The sequence below is a fragment of the Sphingobacterium sp. SGR-19 genome (assembly GCF_011043555.1).
Taxonomy (GTDB): Bacteria; Bacteroidota; Bacteroidia; order Sphingobacteriales; family Sphingobacteriaceae; genus Sphingobacterium.
In genome coordinates, this window is record NZ_JAAKGS010000002.1 from 465,617 (window position 1) to 485,001 (window position 19,385).

The following is a 19,385-nucleotide window of genomic DNA, read 5'->3' on the forward strand; positions in this document are numbered from 1 at the left end:
AGAAAGTTAAATATAAATTATATGTGTGTATGCTTTAAGCAAATTTAGCTAATATTATTTTATAATCAAGGTATCATCCCCTTTTTGAAATAAGTTTGTCAATTTTATGATATAAATCTATAGGATCAAAAGGTTTCCCAATTACACTATCTGCTCCCGCTTTATATGCGGCATCTTGTTCGTGTTGCAATACCGATGCAGAAATAGTGATGATAGGGGTATAAGCTTTCTTCAGATTAGGATGTGTTTTGATCTCTTGTATCGCTTGGAATCCTGACATGACGGGCATGTGCGTGTCCATCATAATAAGGTCATAGTCGCGTTCATTGACATATTCTAGGGCTATTTTTCCATTTTTTGCAAGATCGACCTTGCAACCCCAAGATTTAAGGATGTGTAGGAGCATAAAACTGTTTAGCTCGTTGTCTTCTGCTACTAGGATTCGCACATTATCAAATTTATGCAGCAATGAAGTGGTTTTTGTATCTCGTGTTTCTTCTTGTCTAAAATCGTCTACTTTTTCGAAAGTGGCTTGGAAAGAAAATTCGGAGCCTTTTCCATATGTGCTTTTTGCTTCGATTTTTCCATGTAGCAAGTCTGCCAATTTCTTTACAATAGCAAGTCCCAGACCCGTTCCACCATATTTTTTCGTTATGCTGTCGTCTCCCTGTTCGAAAGCCAGAAATATCTTGTCAATTGCTTCCGGTTTGATACCTATTCCCGTATCGGTCACTGTAAACTTAATCGTATAATGTAGGTTCAGTTGTTCGACTACACTTGCTTTCAACGTGATTTTGCCCTCTTCGGTAAATTTCAGGGCATTGGATATAAAGTTGTTTATAATTTGTTGTATACGGATAGGTGAGCTTTTTATATATTCCGGTAATTGTGGGTCAATATCCGTCTCGAAGGCGAGACTTTTATCGAGTGCTTTTATTTTAAAGAAGTTATTGATGTCCATCAATTTTTGATGGATGGAAAAATTCTCATATTCTATTTTCATCATGCCAGAATCTATCTTGGATATGTCCAGGATGTCATTAATGATTAATAAAAGTGAGTTTGAAGCACTGTCTAGCCGATTGATCCAGTCGCGTTGTTCGTTGCTAAGTTGTGTATTTCGGAGGATGTGTATAATACCGACAATGCCGTTAATTGGCGTTCTGATTTCGTGGCTCATGTTAGCGAGGAAGCTTTCTTTTGATCGACTAGCTTCTTCTGCTTCTTCTTTTGCAAGGATGAGTTGTCTTTGCGATTCTTCCAACGCAACGTTCTTCTGTTTGATTTCCTCTTGTATGTGAATTTGCTGGACAAAAGAGGTAACTTTTGCTACCGTGATTTCTGGGTTGAGGGGTTTGTAGAGGTAGTCAACCGCTCCGCTTTCCAATCCTTTCAACAAGTATTTATCTTCTTTGGAAATTGCTGTTACCATGATGGCCATGATATGGTTGGTCTTCGGGTTTGATTTCAGTAGTGAAACAAACTCAAAGCCATTTATTTCAGGCATTTGCACATCTACCAAAGCAATCGCGATATCGTTTTTCCAACAGATCTTCAGTGCTTCATTCGGATCAGTTGAGCTGATGATGTTGATGTGTTCGACTTCCGAAAGTAATGCAGATAAACTGATGATGTTCTCTTCCTTGTCATCTAAAATGAGAAGATTAACAGGCTTCATATTATTTTTTGATAAATGTTAAACTTTTTGTTTATCACCTTGAATTTAGACATGATTTCATGATGGAACAATGTTTCTTTTGTGCCAAGACATAAAAAGCCAAACTTGCTTAAGGATTCGTAAAATAGATGAAATATGCGGTTTTGAAGTTCTAAATCGAAATAAATAAGCACATTCCGACAGGATATGAACTGAAACTCATTAAACACATAGTCTGTAGCAAGGTTATGTTGGGAAAAGAGTATGTTCTTCCGAATATCAGTACGGATGATAGCCGCATCATACATGGCTGTGTAATAATCTGATAGACTATTGAATGCGCCTGTGGCATTGTAGTTAGCGGTGTATAATTTGATGTTTTTAAGTGGATATATTGCTTTTTTTGCAACTTCGAGCACGATGCTATTTACATCCGTACCGTAGATGAAGCTACGATTGTATAAACCCGCCTCCGTCAACATGATAGCTAAGGAATACACCTCTTCTCCCGTGGAACATCCTGCACTCCATAACTTGAGGCGGGGAAAGGTTTCAAGATAGGGGAAAACGTTGCTACGTAAAGCGTTATAATAGAGCGGATCCCGAAACATCTCCGTTACGTTAACGGTAATTTCGTTCATTAAATATGTGTGAAAACCTTCCACATTGATAATAGCATTTTTCAAATCTACGACATCCATCTGCTCTATATCCATCACACGCTGGATACGGCGTTTTAGTGAAGATTTACTATAACCCATTAAATTAAAACCAGAGACTTTACCCACTAACTCTACAATGTCCTGAAGTTCCTGAAAACTGATGTGGGTGGATGTTAACTTAGCCATACACGCATCAACGATATTAATTTGTCAATGTCGATCGGTTTGCTAATATAATCGCTTGCACCAATCTGTATTGATTTTTCCCTATCGCCTTGCATGGCCTTTGCCGTAACGGCAATAATAGGCAGATTAGCGTTTTGTTTATGCTTTCTAATTTTCTTTATCGCTTCATAACCATCCATTTCCGGCATCATGATATCCATCAAAACAATATCGATCTTTCCGATATTATTATTGGCGATCTCTACTGCTTCTATGCCATTATTGGCGATTTCGATTTCCATATTATACTCTTGAAGTGTAGTGGTTAAGGCGAAAACGTTGCGCATATCATCGTCGGCAATCAATACTTTTTTCCCCTCAAGACTACCAGATTGCTGATTATTCTTTTTAAGTTTGTCAATATTCTTTATAGGTGTATAATCGTCTGAGCTTATTTTATTTAGGAACAAAGTAACCTCGTCTATCAATCGGTTATTACTTTTGCTAGACTTAAGTATCATGGCCTTGGTATGCAGCCTGATGTGCTATATCTGTTCAGTTGAAAGATCATAGGCGGTGTTAATAATAACAGGTATATCAGCGTAGGACGGGATAGACTTAATCTGGTCTAAAACATCCAACCCGTTCGCATCGGGAAGTTTGATGTCCAGTATGACACAGTCGATACTTTGTTCTTCTTGGAGTTTACTGAGGGCAGATTTCGCCGAGAACGCTTGGATAACATTAATGTTGTGTTCAGCAAATGCCGATTTTATAACATCACTCTGAAATTCTTGGTCTTCGACCAACAATACTTTTTTGATTTCCTTATTAATATTAAGCTGAATATTTTCAAAGGCTTTTCGTAATGCACCTTCAGAAACGGGTTTCGATAGGAAACCAATAGCGCCTTTTTCGATAAACTCGCGCTGGTTGAAAGTGGCTGCGGACATCATGTGGACAGGAATGTGCTTGGTTTCGGGATCCGCTTTTAGCGTGCGCAGTACTTCCCAACCGTCCGATATTGGCAGCATCACATCCAATATCATGGCTTGTGGTTTAAATTGCCGTGCCTTTTGTATGCCGTCGACACCGTTGTGTACTAACATGACCTGGAAGCCATATAGTTCGGCAAATTCACGTAAAATTTCAGCGAAATTAATATCATCCTCCACGATGAGTAACGTGCGGGTTGCGTCCGGGCCATTTTCATGCTTTGCTGCGGTAGGGATCGGCGTGGTCTCGGGAGCGGATATATCTTTTGCTTCTAAATCGGCGACCGTATTTATTGTCAATTGTTGCCTAAGCGATGTGGCGTTCTTTTCGTTTGCTTGATAAGGGATGGTTAGCGTAAATGTACTCCCTTTATCGATTTCACTAGTTAAGGAGATATGCCCTCCCAATAATATAGCGATTTCTCTGCTGATGGATAAGCCTAAACCCGTGCCTCCGTATTTTTGGCTCGTAGAACCGTCCTCCTGGCGAAACGCTTCAAAAATCAACTGCTGTTTTTCATTGGATATACCTTTCCCGGTGTCCGAAACGGCAAATTTCAAGTAGTCGTTATCGTTTGTAATGGCTAATCTGATCTTTCCTTTATTATCCGTGAATTTGAAGGCATTTGAAAGGAAACTTTTTAGTATCTGCTCTAACCTATAATCATCACAGACAAAGGTTAGAGCGACCCCCTCATGGATAGTGATGTCGAATTGTATGTCTTTTTTTTGTGCATCAGTGGCAAATAAACTTTCGATGTTGTCTGCAAATTCCTGTGTACGGATAATATCTTGGTTGAGTTCGACTTTCCCCGCTTCAATTTTTGCAAGATCTAATAACTCGTTGATAAGCTGTAGCAAGTCACTGCCCGCACTGTGGATAACAGAAGCATATTTGACTTGATCGGCATTGAGCGTTTCCCCTTTATTATCTTGTAAGAGTTTGGCTAAAATTAAAATGCTATTGAGTGGCGTTCTAAGTTCATGGCTCATGTTTGCCATAAATTCCGATTTATACCTGCTGGCAAGCTCTACCTCCTTGATTTTTTCTTCCACAGTTTTCTGCGCCGCGTTCAGTTCTTCATTGCGTGACGTTAGTTGTTTGGCTTTTTCTTCTAATTCGGTATTGGCTTGTTGCAGTTCTTCTTGTTACACACGTAGCTCTTCTTCCGATGCTTCCAATAAATTCGTTTTATAGATGAGCTCTTCGTTGGTAATACGCAGTTCTTCCTGCTGTGCTTCCAACTCCTCCTTTTGTTGTTGCGTTTCTTCCAAAAGATTTTCTACCAACATATGCGCCTGCCCGCTTTTTATAGCGATGGCTAAAACGCGCGCAATACGTTCTATATAACCTTTGATTCTCGGCAGGACATCATCAGTATAGTTACCTTCGATTTCAAGTACGCCCAATGTTCGACTATCTTCTACAAAAGGAATTAAAAGGATAGTCTGAACTTGATTTGAACTCAATGAACTGGAGGAGCTGAGTATTTCTCCACATTTTCATGGATAACCTGTAGTTTCCTCTTTTTTGCAACACGCCCTAACAAGCCTTCACCTTCCAGAAAGGACTCCGGCAGTTTGGATGTGCTATCTACGCCAATGTGTTGCTTTAGTTCATATTCGTACGAATGTACTTTTCTTATATATATCGCTGCAGCATGTGGTTCGATGGCTTCCAAAATGGTGTTAAAAGCAATCTGCGCAATCTTATTGTCGTCGTCCACGCCACTGATCCGCTCATTAAGTTTGCTGGATTCGCTTAGCACCCAGTTACTATCTTCGATCTTTTTTTGAGCCGCTTGGATTTCCTTATTCAACAAATGGGTCTCTTTAGAACGCTGCCTAAGCTCTCGTATAGTTTTTACTATCCTATTCAGGATATACAAGAGGACAAGCATCAGAAAAGCTATCAATATATAGGTTCTAGTTTTCAGAACATCTGCCGATTGGTTGAGCCCATTGACAACGCTGTCAAATTCATGCACGGAGTTTATCTGACCTTGTATTTTTGAGCCGACGCCTTTAAATTTTTCAATCTGTTTATCGATTCCGTTGAAGAAGTATAGGGCAGCACCTATAATTAAGATATAGGTTAGTGTTATGCCGATGAACAATTGCCATTTCAGGCCTACATTTTTTTTCATTTGACTATCCGCATCGTATCTTAAAGGGCAATTTAAACAATCATCGAACCTCTATTCACGTCCTAAATGCTTTTCTCTTAGATAGATGCCCGTTGGTACAAAAATAGCAATTGACTGATAGAAAGATGGCTATATCTAAAAATAATTTATGAGGTGACACGTTAACAAGTGTCCAACCCTTGTACAGTCTGTGTCCACTATTATCAATTAAGTTGTTTAAAATGCGAAATAAAATAATATCTTTAAGGAGTTACTTAAATTAATATTATAACGTATGGGACCTGAAATTAGCTTAATTTTAATTATTGTCGGAGGAGTTGTTGCCTTTTTTGTACTGATATACCTGTTGCCGGTGAACCTTTGGTTTACGGCGCAACTTTCCAATGTAAGAATCAGTCTTTTAAATTTAGTGTTGATGCGTCTGCGGAAAGTGCCACCGTCGTTGGTGACCAATGCGATGATTACGTCGACCAAAGCTGGATTACGTATCTCTACGAATGAAATCGAAACCCATTATCTTGCCGGCGGCAATGTGAATAAAGTGATCAAAGCGCTTATTTCTGCGGACAAAGCGAATATTCCGCTTGATTTCAAGTTAGCCACTGCTATCGATCTAGCCGGTCGGGACGTTTTTGATGCTGTACAGCTGTCCGTGAATCCGCAGGTCATCAATACACCACCTGTTGCGGCGGTTGCAAAGGACGGTATACAACTCATTGCGAAAGCGCGGGTAACCGTACGGGCCAATATCAATCAGCTGGTTGGTGGAGCAGGAGAGGAAACCATATTAGCCCGGGTAGGAGAGGGGATTGTGACGACCATTGGATCTGCTATAGACCATAAACAAGTATTGGAAAATCCCGATAATATCTCTAAAACCGTGCTTTCTAAAGGTTTGGATTCAGGAACAGCATTTGAGATCTTATCCATTGATATCGCCGATATCGATATCGGCGAAAACGTTGGTGCGAAGTTGCAAACAGATCAAGCAGAAGCGGATCTGAAAGTGGCAAATGCCCGAGCAGAAGAACGTCGGGCAATGGCAGTAGCTACCGAACAGGAAATGCGTGCGAAGGCGCAGGAAGCAAAAGCGAAAGTTATCGAAGCAGAGTCGCAGGTTCCATTAGCAATGGCTGAGGCGTTCCGAAGTGGAAATTTGGGTATTATGGATTACTATAAAATGCAAAATATGCAGGCGGATACAGAAATGCGCTCTTCCATTTCTAAACCAACGTCGGGAGGCAAGGGGAAGCCATAACGAAAGCGAATTGTTCTAAAAACAAAACCCTGGCGATGGGCGCCAGGGTTTGCTACTAACCAATTATAAACCTAAATTATGAAAAGACAATTTTATACTGTAATCGCTGATGTTTCGCATTGATTACAGTACAAAAGTACGTCGAAAAATCATATTTGTCAAGGTTTAGGTAGGTATAGTTGCTTATGTAACTAACATCTGACAAATCTCTGATGTTATGACTCTTTTTGATAAAAAATTGACTTAATTAATCAATGTTCTATGATATTACAACGGTTTGCACACATTAAAGTTCTCGTTTTGGATGTAGATGGGGTGCTCACGGACGGCTCGGTACTTGTAACAGAGGAAGGTGAGCAATTGAGGCGGTTCTCTGTTAAAGATGGGTACGCCATACAGTTGGCCATTAAACGCGGGCTTCGTATCCTGGCTATCACCGGGGGAAAGTCGACGGGCATATTCCATCGACTCCGCGGGCTGGGAGTAGAAGATGTTTATCTTGACGTCGCGGACAAGCTGACGCTCCTACAGGAAGTTATTCGCCGTTACGATGTGGCCTTGGAAGATGTAGCTTTCATGGGAGATGATATGCCAGATCTAAAGTGTTTAAAAGAAGTCGGACTACCGATGTGCCCACAAGATGCAGTAGAGGAGATAAAAGCCGTATCTCGGTACGTCTCCCCGAAGAGGGGGGGGGAAGGTTGTGTACGGGATGTCATCGAAAAGATTTTGAAGCTACAAAAAAAATGGTACGAGGACGCCACGGTAAAAAGTGTTTAATATAATGTCGTTAAATAAATTCAAAAATATCCCCATTATTTTGGGTTCGCAATCGCCCAGACGCAAAGAACTCCTAGGGAAAATGGGATTTGATTTCCAAGTCATCGTCAAAGAGACGGATGAAGGTTATGGCGAACTGCAGTCACCCCAAGAGATCGTTAAGCACATTGCCACCAATAAGATTCTAGGCTTTGATGACGTCTTGTTCCGCGACACGTTGGTTATTACCGCAGATACGATTGTTGTACACAAAGATGAGATCTTGGGAAAACCCCGCGATCACAAAGAGGCATTGGAGACGTTGACCACATTACAAGGCAATCGTCACCTCGTATTGACCGGTGTGGCCTTGCAGTATCAAGGGAGGCGGCATTGTTTTGTTGAAGAAACCACGGTGGAATTTTATCCCCTGTCAACGGAAGAAATTCTTTTTTATGTGGAAAGATATCACCCTTTTGATAAAGCAGGTTCGTATGGTATCCAAGAATGGATAGGATTGGTGGGGATAAAATCGATCACAGGCGCCTATGAAAACGTGGTGGGACTGCCGACGGCGCGGCTGTATCAGGAAATGAAAAAATTATAGGGGCAAAGAAAACTGCCCCTATGTATATTACTTAATATGATATCGTATCCCCGTATAGAACATCCGGCCTGTTAAAGGTCCCCACAACAGGTTGGTGTCAAAATGATTTCCAAAAGGTTCTTCGAACGCTAGAATTGGATCTTTCTGGTAGAAGTTCGTCAGGTTTTCCCCTCCAAAGTATACGGTGAAGTTCTTATCTGCACCGAAGCTTTTGCTAATTTGGGCGTTCATGGTAACGTAGGAGTCGGAATAGGCAGCCAATTGATAGTCGACCGGATTATCTACGGTAGATGGCAAGCGTTTTTTGCCAACCACATTCAACGTATAATCGAAACTCCACCCACTATGTAGGTTATAAGCCATATTAATGAATCCACGGTGCTTAGCTGTCAATGGTTTTTGGAGACGCCCTCGATCGATGTAGTCCGTTTGAACATCCAACAACCGGTAAGCCATTCTGGTTTCAAAATGCTGCATCGGCATAAACCGAAATTCTGCTTGTAAACTGTTGGAGTATGATTTTCCGTCTAGATTATAGAAAGACACAGTCCGGGGATCTTCCCAATCTACAACCACCTGATTGGTGAAACTGTTATGGTAAAGTTCGAATGATATCCCCGATTCCCTACCGAATAATCGGAAATCTTGATCAAAAGTAAGTCCTGTATTCCAAGATACCTCTGGCTTCAGTCCGTAAGCTGTACCGTCATTGGTGACGAGATCTTCATAGTCTATTGCGCGGCTAGATGCAAACATGCCTAAGTTTTCCGCGAAAATATTGGCGGTACGCTGTCCTCTTCCAGAGCTTAATCGGAATGTAGTCACGTCGGTGGGCGCATAGCGAATCACCGCCCGCGGTGTGGTAAACCAGCCGTAAATGCTATTGTAGTCTTGCCGTAGACCCAATACGGCATCTAATTTCTCGCTAGGAGCGTAGGTGTATTCAAGAAATGCCCCTGAGACGGTTTCCGTTCGGCGAAAGTCGTATGCGAGGATGTTTTCGTTGTATTTGTCATATGACACGGATAATCCGGCTCTGTATTTATGGTTTACATTGCCTATCACATCTTGATAAAGTAGGTTGGCATATCCGCTATTTTGTTCGTTATCATAAGTCGTTAAACCAAAAAAACTGTTTTGACGGAAATGTGATCCGGAGAGTTGTAAGCCTATGCTGCGGAGTTTGTTGCTTGGGAAAACATAGCCAATTTTAGCGAAACCTTCCACGCGGTCAATATCGAACCCCAATCCGTAACGATTGGTGGTCAACTTGTCGGTTTTTTTATCAAAATCGATTTGTCCCCCGGTACGGTCGTCACTTAAATACTTGATGCCAAACTGTGCAATTAAGCCCTTGCCATCTTCATAATGCCACCTGTTGATACCCGAAAAAGTATTGCCAACAGGCATATCTCTAAAACCGTTGTTGCTGAAATTCATGGTCTTATTATACATGAAATTGTCATGTAACAAGAGGCCTATAGACCATTTGTCATTTATTTTTTGCGCTAGGTTTAAATTGACGTCGGTACGGCCCATGTTATTAGCATAGGCATTAAAATAGAGACGATCTGTGTTATGCGGTTTTTTTAATTCAACATTGATTTGTCCCGACATACTTTCAAAGCCATTTGCCACCGATCCCATACCTTTACTGATATGTATGGCTTCTATCCAAGGCCCAGCCATGCTATTTAAACCCAAGGGGGATGCGAATCCTCGGGGACCAGGAAGATTCTCGACCGTTAATTGGGTGTAAATACCGCTTAAGCCCAATAGTTGTACTTGTTTTGCACCTGTCACCGCATCGCTTGCCACGACATCCACCGAAGCGTTGGTTTCAAAACTTTCACTAAGATCACAACAAGCGGCCTTAAATAGTTCTCTTGCCGTAATCGTCTCTACACGGTTTGCGTTTAATTTATCGACATAAGCCGTGCGCTGCCTTCGGGAAACCACCACTTCGCCTAAAACGTTGTTTTTCGCATGGATGACTAATATCTCATGTAAATTCTTTACTTCTATAGTGTCGGGTTGCATACCGGCATAGCCCACCACGAGATTTCTGTAACCTTTTTCGTGTTTAATGTCAAACACACCTTCTTCATTACTCTGCTTTTGTGTTGTTTTATTTTCGAGCCAATGTACGTTCACACCTGGAATTGGCGTTAAGTCGCCCCGGTTGTTTTCTTGCACGACCACTCCACGTATAATGTGGTCGTGATCATGGTGGTCGTCTTGTTCGTGATCATCGTTTTCCTCACCGAGACGTTCATATAAACAACATTGGTGAAGTTTTTCATAAACCTCTTGCTTTGCTCTTGCCTCGTCGGTATCATGCCCAGCGTCGGCAATCGATTGTTTAATGTTTTTGGAGGAAGTAACATTTGAATTGAAGGCCACGGTCGCCATGCCATCTTGGGCGTTCCATGTGGCTTGGGAAACACCGTCTATTTTCGCTGCTTTCTCGATCCGTTGTTTACACATTGCACAATTTCCCGCTACTTCAAAGGTGATTGTGCTATCCTGTTGGGCTAAGCCGATTGTATATATACTGATAAAAAGTAAGGTAATAAATCCTTTATATATGCTGTTCATTATATTTTGTCATTTGATTACTGTTAAATAAATGATACTCATATTCCTTTTCCTTGAGCGGAAGGGGAATAAATAGTCGTTTTAATCCTTAACAGCGAAAATCAAATTCGGAAGTTACAATGAAGGAGGTAGGTCGGCTTGGATCGTGTTGTCAGAAGGAGCTGATCAGATCCGGTGTTTATTTTTTGCGTGTCATAATGTGGCTGAAAAACAACTAGCCAAATGATTGAGAGCGTAGCTGGCGACAGTGTCATAAAATTAAAGGAAGAAGGTGTACTTTCAACCTCTTCTTGTCCTTTCTTTAAGTCTATTTTAATGTCTCTACAACAATCGTCCTTATCCACGTCACAAACATGGGATGAAGGTGACTCTTTTTCATGTCCATGATCTAGACATATAGAACAATTTTGATGATGTTCACCAGCCTTGTCCTGTAGCATAACCATCGAGCCTCCATGACACTGATGCATATAGATAGTAGCTCCTGTACACGTTAATGTGTAAAAGAATAAAACTATGCTCGACAAGAATGCTCTCATTAAAAACAAAGGTAAGCAAAAGATTTTTAAAATCTTTTGCTAAAAAACGCAAAAAATAAATGTAGGTATTGTTTTTAAGTAAAGAAGATATTAAATTTAAAACATCATAAACTAATCGATATGGAACAATTAATGTCTGAGCCTAGGGTTCTTTTCTCTTTAGCGGCATCGCTCTTGTTAATCGCTATCGGTATATTCAAAGTATACTCGAGGTACGTAAAAGAGCCTTAGGATGTTTTACGATTTGATACCTTTAATGAAAGGCTCTATTTTATCCATATAGTCATTGTCCGACAATAATTTAACAAATGCACTGCCGATAATAGCTCCTTTTGCATAATTGGTGGCTTTCCGGAATGTATCCCTGTCTGAGATTCCGAAACCAATGACCAATGGATTCCCTAAATCCATATCTTTCAAACGTCGAAAATATTGTTCTGCTTGTTCGCCCACTTCCAGGTTTTTGCCTGTAGTCGCATTGGACGATAAAAGGTAAATAAAGCTATTGGAAAGATTGTCTATTTTTCGTATCCGTTCGTAGGATGTCTGTGGTGTCACCAAAAAGATATTACTGATGCCATATTGCTTAAATATATCTTGATACAGGTCCTCGTATTCATATATGGGTAAATCAGGAATAATAGCGCCATTCACACCTACTTCCTGACAAGATTTACAAAAGTTTTCTACGCCGTACTGTAAAACGGTATTAAAATATCCCATTAAAAAAATGGGGATGGATACGCGTGATCTTAACTCACCCAATTGTTGAAAAAGCAGTTGAAGCGTCATGCCGTTTTTTAGGGCGACTTCCGAGCTATGTTGGATAACAGGTCCATCTGCCACAGGGTCGGAATAAGGAAAGCCAATTTCCAAGAAATCTGCACCCGCCTGTTCTAATTTTTCGGCAATAGCAATTGTGCTGTCTAAGTTCGGATATCCTGCTGTATAATAAATGGATAGTAATCCTTTTGATGCGTTGTTTTTAAATATATCTTGTGCTTGCATAGTGTTTAAAATCCAAAATATTTCATATAGTTGTCCAAATCCTTATCTCCACGTCCCGATAAACAGATGACGACATTTTCATTACCTTGAAAAGTCATCTTTTCTAAATAGGCTAAGGCGTGTGAGCTTTCGATTGCGGGTATGATACCTTCCAGTTTAGTAAGTAACAATCCGGCTTGCATTGCTTCGTCGTCGGTAATACTGACATATTTTCCACGACCACTTTTATATAACCATGCATGTTGAGGGCCAATACCCGGATAATCCAATCCCGCAGAAATAGAATAGGGTTCGACGACTTGTCCATCATCTGTTTGCATGAGGATAGAACGGCTTCCATGCAGTACACCTTCTTTACCTAATGCGGTTGTAGCAGCGGATTCACCACTGTCTACACCATGTCCGGCAGCTTCCACGGCGATAAGTTGCACCTGCTCATCTTCCAAAAAATGGTAGAACATTCCCGCTGCATTTGATCCGCCACCTACACAAGCCAACACATAGTCGGGGAGACCATTGCCTGTTTTTTCAGCGAGTTGTTTTTTTGTTTCTTCAGATATGACAGATTGAAATCGTGCGACTAAATCAGGGTAGGGATGAGGACCCACCACCGAGCCGATAATATAATGCGTGTCTACAGGGTTATTTATCCAGTCGCGTAGAGCCTCATTGGTGGCATCTTTCAAGGTTTTACTTCCAGATTGCGCCGCAATGACAGTGGCACCCATCATTTTCATGCGGGCCACATTGGGTGCTTGCCGTTGGATGTCGATCTCGCCCATGTAAACCACACATTCTAATCCTTTTAATGCACATACCGTGGCTGTGGCGACACCGTGTTGGCCTGCTCCTGTTTCTGCGATAATCCGTTTTTTGCCTAGCCGTTCAGCCAAGAGGATCTGCCCGATGGTGTTGTTAATTTTATGTGCTCCTGTATGATTCAGGTCTTCCCTTTTTAGGAAGATGTTCGCACCATATCGTGCAGATAAACGTTGGGCAAGATACAAAGGCGAAGGGCGTCCTACATAATCTTTCAGCAATTCCTGAAATTGTTGTTGAAAGCTCTCTTCTTGCATAATCTCCATATATTTTTTTTGGAGTTCCGCGACATTTGGATACAACATTTCGGGAATATAAGCGCCTCCAAATGGGCCGTAATATCCTTTTTCGTTTACGTTATATTTGCTCATGTTTGATTATTTTCAATACTTGCTTTAATTTGTCAATGTCTTTTAATCCCGGTTTTACCTCAAATTTTGAGTTGATGTCAAGACCGACCAAGCGTTCGTCTGTGATCGTGAGTGCACTTGGAATATTGGTGAGGTCGAGCCCACCACTTAAAAAATAGGGAACGTCATAAGGATAGTTTTTCAATAATCCCCAATCAAAGGTGCGGCCCGTCCCCCCATGTTGTGGGCTGCTGGTGTCAAACAGGAAGTAATCAACGATCCCTACATAGGGTGCCAAGGCTTCCCACCGTGTATCGGCGCCGATTCCAAATGCTTTGATAACCTCAACACACGCTTTTTTTACCTCTTGGCAGAACACGGGGGACTCTTGTCCATGTAATTGTACAGCCTGCAACCCCTGCGCAATGATATGGTCAACATACGTGTTTTCCGCATTTACGAATACGCCCGTTTTCTTTATTCGATCAGGAATGGAAATGGTTGGAAGCTCTGCTATATAGCGGGCTGACTTTTCATAAAAGATAAACCCCATATAGTCGATGGGAAACGAGGCAAGAGCTTGGATATTTATTGGCTCGCGCATGCCACATACTTTTATTTTTAGATCGTTCATGTTATGCGGAAATCAATTTACGGAAACTTTGCCATGCTTTTTTTCCCAGCAAGGATGATTCGGCTTCGTAATAACAATCTCCGAATGTTTTTTCAGGATGTATTGTTTTGATAGCGAAAGCGGCATTCGTCAGTACCACATTATTTTGTTTGTCATTGCCATCCGCGCTGATTATGCGATGGAAGATAGCAGCGGCGTCTTCCACGGTGTCTCCTCCTGCGAGGTCTGCCGGGGTTATCGGCGAAAAACCGAGATCCTCTACCTTCATGTATTTCTCTCCTTGATTATCGATAATTTTAAAATCGCCCGTGAGCGATATTTCGTCGTAGCCATCGAGCGCATGGATAACACTATACTGCTTGGATGTTTGTTGATAGAGATAATTGTACAGACGGGCGAGTTCCAAGCTAAATACACCCACCGCCTGGAATTTAGGGTTAGTGGGATTGGTAAGCGGACCTAACATATTGAAGAATGTTTTGACTCCCAATGCCCTTCGGATCGGTGCAACTGTTTTCATTGCAGGGTGAAAAAGCGGAGCATGCAAGAAACAGATACGAGCCTCATCTAATTGACGTTGAAGTTCATCCTGATTGTTGGTGAACGTATAGCCCAAATATTCCATGACATTGGAGGAGCCACATCCCGAAGAAACACCCACATTGCCGTGCTTTGCCACGTGATAGCCCGCTCCTGCGACAACAAAGGATGCCAATGTGGAAATATTGAAGGTATTTTTACCATCACCACCTGTACCGCATAGGTCAATTAAGTCATACCCAGCAAATTCTACCTTTTGGCAGAGGTCGTACATCGCATTGCGAAAGCCGCTAAGTTCCTCTACACGTATGCTTCGCATGCCATAGGTGGTCATAAAAGCCGCTATTTGGTGTGGGTCATATTTCCCAGTTGCGATATTCGTAAGAATGCTGTATGCCTCTTCTGTTGTGAATGTTTTATACTCAAATAAATGAGCTAGTATTTCTTTCATATTATCCAGGACAAAAGTCTACAAAAAAAGGCTTGCCTAATTTAGGCAAGCCCACTATCTTTTGATGTAAAAATTTCAAGCAATAGGTTTTTGCCACAACATTAACTGTTGTGCCACCACCAAGCTTTATTTACAATACTAAGTTTCATTTTTATCACTATCCAATAGCAAATGTCTAATATTTGTTAATCAAATGCAAGAAAAAATGTAAAAATTGTTCAAAAAGATGTTTACGAGCTACTTTAATATGTCACAAAATGTGCTTTGTTGCCTTTCGATACAAGGGTGAAAGATGCTATTTTGTTCTGTGCGATATAGATAGCTAACATCTGCCGGTTACGGTAGCGCAAGAAGTACATTTTATCTGTAGGTTTTCCCTCGGGATCGATATCTCTGGTTTCCCGTTTGGACAATGCCTGAAAAGGGAGGTATTCTATTTCATTCAGGTTTTTCGGTTGTAGATTAATCCGTATTTCTTCTATACTGGCTTCCAAATAGTCGTATTCTTCATCTGTTTCCGTCTGTTCCAATAATACATGCCTGCTTAAAATGAGGTCCGGGCGTTGTGTTTCGTCCGCTATATCAAAGATAAAATCTTTTATAAGAGCAATATCATCTTGTGCGGTTGTTTCAGAGGTTTGTGCTATAACGGGCTGAATTGAACAAAAAAGAAGAAAAAAACCTTGTAATAATATCTTTTGCATAAAAAGCGTACTTTTTAGGTAAGACCGCTTTTCAAAGAGAAGGATTAATACCTTCTCCTTTTAATATTCGTCTTCGTTAAAGAAGAAATCGTCTTTTGTCGGATAGTCGGGCCAAATCTCTTCGATGTTCTCGTAAGGCTCCCCATCATCCTCCAAGGCTTGGAGATTTTCAATGACCTCAACTGGAGCCCCGGAACGAATACCATAGTCAATTAACTCATCCTTAGTCGCTGGCCATGGTGCGTCTTCCAAATGTGAAGCAAGTTCTAGTGTCCAATACATATATCTAACTATTTAGTGAATCCCTTTTTTTCGCAAAAATAACATTATTATCCACTAAATCAAGTCAAACGATTGTTATTAATTCAGTTGTAATGTAATTGATTGTGGTACAGTTAAATAAAATTATATATTTTCAAAATCAGACCCTTTTTCTTTGAGTGCATCGAGTCTCGGATGTACAGACTTGATGTCCGGGTTAGGATAATCATCCTCAACGAGTCCGTCACGCATACGAACAATGCGGTGTGCATGTTGTGCGATATCCTCTTCGTGGGTTACCAAAATAATCGTGTTGCCTCTTGCATGTATATCTTCCATCAGGCCCATGATTTCAATGGATGTTTTAGTGTCTAGGTTCCCGGTAGGTTCGTCGGCCAAAATGATAGAGGGGTCGTTAATGAGAGCGCGTGCTACAGCTACCCGTTGCCGTTGTCCGCCTGATAGCTCGTTAGGTTTATGGTCGACACGGTTTCCCAGTCCCACGTTTTCTAAAGCTTGCAATGCCTTTTCTTCTCGCGCTTTTTTACTGTAACCGGCGTAAATCAGGGGAAGAGCCACATTTTCCAGTGCCGAATTTTTCGGTAGGAGATTGAACGTTTGAAAAACAAAACCGATTTCTTTGTTACGAACCTCCGCCAGTTCGTTCTCACTCATCTCGGAGACGTTAATGCGGTTTAGTATATATTGTCCTTTAGTCGGTGTATCCAAACAGCCTAAAATATTCATCAAAGTAGATTTTCCAGAGCCAGAGGGGCCCATCAGGGCAACGAACTCTCCCTTTTTTATATTTAAGGATACCGACTTCAGTGCGTGAATCCTTTCCGCCCCGATGACGTATTCTCTTCCAATATCTTCTATTTGAATTAAATAATGCTCTTCCATGCGTTTCGCGTTAAGTGAGGGATAAGATACAATTTATTTGTTACAGATGTTCCATGCTTCGTCCATTTTGTGGTAGACTTCAGCTTCCAGTGAGCTGAATGCTTCGCCACCTTCGGCGTTAGGAGCTATAGGGGCCAATACCTTAACATGAATGACACCGGGTTTCGAACCGTAGGTTTTTCCATCATCCCAAAGCACTTGCCAAGCGTCCTGAATAACAATGGGGAGAATAGGTGTCCGGTTTTCGCAAGCTATCCGGAACGCGCCGGATTTAAAGCGGTGCAGGACGGGAGGATAAACGTTATCAATTCTACCTTCGGGGAAAATAGCCAATGATTTACCGTCTTGGAGAAACTCGAGTGCCCTTTTATATGCTTTAAAGGCGGATACCTTGCTGTCTCTTTTAACAGGTATATCGATGGTCTGAAAGAATATACGCGTAACAGGGTTTTTCAGCAATTCTATTTTCCCCATAAAGGAAAAAGGAGATTTACACAGATAGTTTAAAATGGTGATATCGAGGAAGGAAGTATGGTTGGCACATAGTACATAGTTTTGAGACCAATCGATAGGCGTTTCATACGTCACACGGACGCGGATACCGACAGCGTAGATACCGGCTAAGCTGATCCATCTTCGAAATGAAACCAATTTTCGGTAGTGCTTTTTAGGGTTTCTAGCATAATAAAATAGAAGGGGATAGCCCAATGAAAAGAAAAATAGGACAGAGGCAAAATATGCATAAAGATGTATTCTTCTTAAGATTCCGGTCATACCTAATACATAGAGACGTAGCACGCTACGTCTCTACAATTATAATCTATTTATTCAATTCAGCATAATATTTGAAGAATAACGGAATAGTTTCAATACCTTTCAGATAGTTCTCTATACCGTATTTTTCGTTCGGTGAGTGCAGATTATCGCTGTCAAGTCCAAAGCCTAGCAAAACGGTCTTTACGTTCAGCTCTTTTTCGAACAGTGCTACAATGGGAATGGAACCTCCGCCGCGGGTCGGAATAGGCTTTTTGTTGAACGCTTCTTCTAATGCTTTCTCGGCCGCTCGATAAGCTGTACTATCAGTCGGTGTTACTACTGGCTCACCCCCATGATGCGGTGTTACCATTACTTCCACGTAAGGGGGAGCGATCGCCTCAAAATGTTTTTTGAACAGGTTGGTGATCTTTTCCGAATTTTGATTAGGGACTAATCGCATGGATATTTTAGCGTAGGCTTTAGCGGGCAATACGGTTTTTGCACCTTCTCCTATATAACCACCCCATATACCGTTTACCTCTAGTGTCGGGCGGATTCCGGTACGCTCGATCGTCGTGTAACCTTTTTCTCCCCACACATCGTTAATGCCAAGATCGGCTTTGTATTCTTCGATATCGAACGGTGCTTTATTCAAAGCTTCCCTTTCTTCTTTGCTCAAGTCTACGACGTCGTCATAAAATCCGGGAATGGCGATGTGGTTGTTTTCGTCGTGTAAGGAAGCAATGAGTTTAGCAAGGATGGTTGCAGGATTCGCTACACCACCTCCGTAGACGCCCGAATGTAGATCCCGGTTCGGTCCGGTTACTTCTACTTCGACATACGAAAGTCCTCGCAATCCCGTTTCCAGCGAAGGTTGTTCAAGACTGATCATAGAGGTGTCGGAAATGACGATGACATCGTTCTTTAAACGCTCTTTATTCTCTTTGACAAAAGTTCCTAAATTAGCGGAACCTACTTCTTCTTCGCCTTCGATCATAAATTTAATGTTACAGGTCAAGGAATTATTTTTCACCATGTATTCGAATGCCTTGACATGCATGTAAAATTGTCCTTTATCGTCCGCGGCTCCTCTTGCATATATTTTTCCATCACGGATAGTAGGTTCAAACGGAGGGGTATCCCACAAATCCAAAGGGTCAGCCGGTTGTACGTCATAATGCCCATATACCAAAACTGTCGGAAGGGACGTGTCGACAATTTTTTCGCCATAAACAATCGGATTACCTGCTGTTGGACAAACTTCTACCTTGTCAGCTCCCGCTTCTTTCAACTTATCAGCGACAAAGTTGGCGGTATTTACGATGTCTTCCTTGTATTTGGAATCGGCACTTATAGATGGGAAACGTAATAATGCGAATAATTCTTCTAAAAATCTATCCTTATTGGACAGGACATATTCTTTTATTGTTTGCATAATGTTGTGTTTTTACAAACGTAAATAAAATGCGTCGCATTCACGAACCGAATGTTAAATGAGCGCAAGCACGCCTTTAAAAATAAGTAAAAATGCAACCGCGAGCATAGGCGAAAGATGTTAAGAAAATGCTAAAT

19 protein-coding genes are annotated in these 19,385 nt (G+C 41.4%); 3 read left to right on the forward strand and 16 right to left on the reverse strand.

Annotated elements, in window-relative coordinates:
* Positions 1-73: 73 nt before the first annotated feature.
* From G5B43_RS05590 to G5B43_RS05615, 6 genes are all read right to left on the reverse strand, one after another.
* Positions 74-1,678: a response regulator gene (locus G5B43_RS05590; protein ID WP_165293724.1), complete on the reverse strand. Its 1,605-nt coding sequence runs from the start codon at positions 1,676-1,678 to the stop codon at positions 74-76.
* On the reverse strand, positions 1,675-2,505 hold the full coding sequence (locus tag G5B43_RS05595) for a CheR family methyltransferase (RefSeq protein ID WP_165293725.1): 831 nt from the start codon (positions 2,503-2,505) through the stop codon (positions 1,675-1,677). The genes G5B43_RS05590 and G5B43_RS05595 overlap by 4 nt, the downstream gene beginning before the upstream one ends.
* Positions 2,493-3,005: a response regulator gene (locus G5B43_RS05600; protein WP_165293726.1), complete on the reverse strand. Its 513-nt coding sequence runs from the start codon at positions 3,003-3,005 to the stop codon at positions 2,493-2,495. The genes G5B43_RS05595 and G5B43_RS05600 overlap by 13 nt, the downstream gene beginning before the upstream one ends.
* Positions 3,006-3,029: 24 nt before the next feature.
* Positions 3,030-4,535 (reverse strand): response regulator, encoded by a 1,506-nt coding sequence (locus G5B43_RS05605; protein ID WP_165293727.1) that lies wholly within the window; start codon positions 4,533-4,535, stop codon positions 3,030-3,032.
* A 93-nt stretch (positions 4,536-4,628) separates the two neighbouring features.
* Positions 4,629-4,949 carry a hypothetical protein gene (locus G5B43_RS05610; RefSeq protein WP_165293728.1) on the reverse strand — a complete coding sequence of 107 codons (321 nt, stop codon included), beginning with the start codon at positions 4,947-4,949 and terminating at the stop codon, positions 4,629-4,631.
* Positions 4,946-5,626 (reverse strand): hypothetical protein, encoded by a 681-nt coding sequence (locus G5B43_RS05615; protein WP_165293729.1) that lies wholly within the window; start codon positions 5,624-5,626, stop codon positions 4,946-4,948. The genes G5B43_RS05610 and G5B43_RS05615 overlap by 4 nt, the downstream gene beginning before the upstream one ends.
* A 274-nt stretch (positions 5,627-5,900) precedes the next feature.
* Between G5B43_RS05615 and floA the strand changes: the two genes are divergently transcribed.
* From floA to G5B43_RS05630, 3 genes are all read left to right on the forward strand, one after another.
* On the forward strand, positions 5,901-6,884 hold the full coding sequence (gene floA / locus G5B43_RS05620; protein ID WP_165293730.1) for a flotillin-like protein FloA: 984 nt from the start codon (positions 5,901-5,903) through the stop codon (positions 6,882-6,884).
* Between the two features lie 261 nt (positions 6,885-7,145).
* A complete protein-coding gene (locus G5B43_RS05625) occupies positions 7,146-7,664 on the forward strand; it encodes a KdsC family phosphatase (RefSeq protein ID WP_165293731.1) in 519 nt (172 codons plus the stop codon).
* 4 nt (positions 7,665-7,668) lie between these two features.
* Positions 7,669-8,250, forward strand: coding sequence for a Maf family nucleotide pyrophosphatase (locus tag G5B43_RS05630; protein WP_165293732.1), 582 nt, complete (start codon positions 7,669-7,671; stop codon positions 8,248-8,250).
* A 27-nt stretch (positions 8,251-8,277) separates the two neighbouring features.
* On the opposite strand, the gene G5B43_RS05635 is transcribed toward G5B43_RS05630, so the two are convergent.
* The 10 genes from G5B43_RS05635 to G5B43_RS05680 all read right to left on the reverse strand — a co-directional run bounded on the left by G5B43_RS05635 (position 8,278) and on the right by G5B43_RS05680 (position 19,248).
* Positions 8,278-10,848 (reverse strand): TonB-dependent receptor domain-containing protein, encoded by a 2,571-nt coding sequence (locus G5B43_RS05635; protein WP_165293733.1) that lies wholly within the window; start codon positions 10,846-10,848, stop codon positions 8,278-8,280.
* Positions 10,849-11,624: 776 nt separating this feature from the next.
* Positions 11,625-12,395, reverse strand: a complete 771-nt coding sequence (trpA, locus tag G5B43_RS05640) for a tryptophan synthase subunit alpha (RefSeq protein WP_165293734.1) — start codon at positions 12,393-12,395, stop codon at positions 11,625-11,627.
* A gap of 5 nt (positions 12,396-12,400) precedes the next feature.
* Positions 12,401-13,585 carry a tryptophan synthase subunit beta gene (gene trpB, locus G5B43_RS05645; protein ID WP_165293735.1) on the reverse strand — a complete coding sequence of 395 codons (1,185 nt, stop codon included), beginning with the start codon at positions 13,583-13,585 and terminating at the stop codon, positions 12,401-12,403.
* Positions 13,572-14,168: a phosphoribosylanthranilate isomerase gene (locus G5B43_RS05650; RefSeq protein WP_240904770.1), complete on the reverse strand. Its 597-nt coding sequence runs from the start codon at positions 14,166-14,168 to the stop codon at positions 13,572-13,574. The genes trpB and G5B43_RS05650 overlap by 14 nt, the downstream gene beginning before the upstream one ends.
* 31 nt (positions 14,169-14,199) lie before the next feature.
* Positions 14,200-15,189, reverse strand: coding sequence for an anthranilate phosphoribosyltransferase (trpD, locus tag G5B43_RS05655; RefSeq protein ID WP_165293737.1), 990 nt, complete (start codon positions 15,187-15,189; stop codon positions 14,200-14,202).
* 242 nt (positions 15,190-15,431) lie between these two features.
* Positions 15,432-15,893, reverse strand: coding sequence for a hypothetical protein (locus tag G5B43_RS05660; RefSeq protein WP_165293738.1), 462 nt, complete (start codon positions 15,891-15,893; stop codon positions 15,432-15,434).
* A gap of 60 nt (positions 15,894-15,953) precedes the next feature.
* A complete protein-coding gene (locus G5B43_RS05665) occupies positions 15,954-16,175 on the reverse strand; it encodes a DUF2795 domain-containing protein (protein ID WP_017258669.1) in 222 nt (73 codons plus the stop codon).
* A gap of 123 nt (positions 16,176-16,298) precedes the next feature.
* Positions 16,299-17,057 carry an ABC transporter ATP-binding protein gene (locus tag G5B43_RS05670; protein ID WP_165293739.1) on the reverse strand — a complete coding sequence of 253 codons (759 nt, stop codon included), beginning with the start codon at positions 17,055-17,057 and terminating at the stop codon, positions 16,299-16,301.
* A gap of 33 nt (positions 17,058-17,090) precedes the next feature.
* A complete protein-coding gene (locus tag G5B43_RS05675) occupies positions 17,091-17,831 on the reverse strand; it encodes a lysophospholipid acyltransferase family protein (protein WP_165293740.1) in 741 nt (246 codons plus the stop codon).
* Positions 17,832-17,877: 46 nt separating this feature from the next.
* Positions 17,878-19,248 carry a dipeptidase gene (locus tag G5B43_RS05680; protein ID WP_165293741.1) on the reverse strand — a complete coding sequence of 457 codons (1,371 nt, stop codon included), beginning with the start codon at positions 19,246-19,248 and terminating at the stop codon, positions 17,878-17,880.
* Between the last annotated feature and the right edge of the window lie 137 nt (positions 19,249-19,385).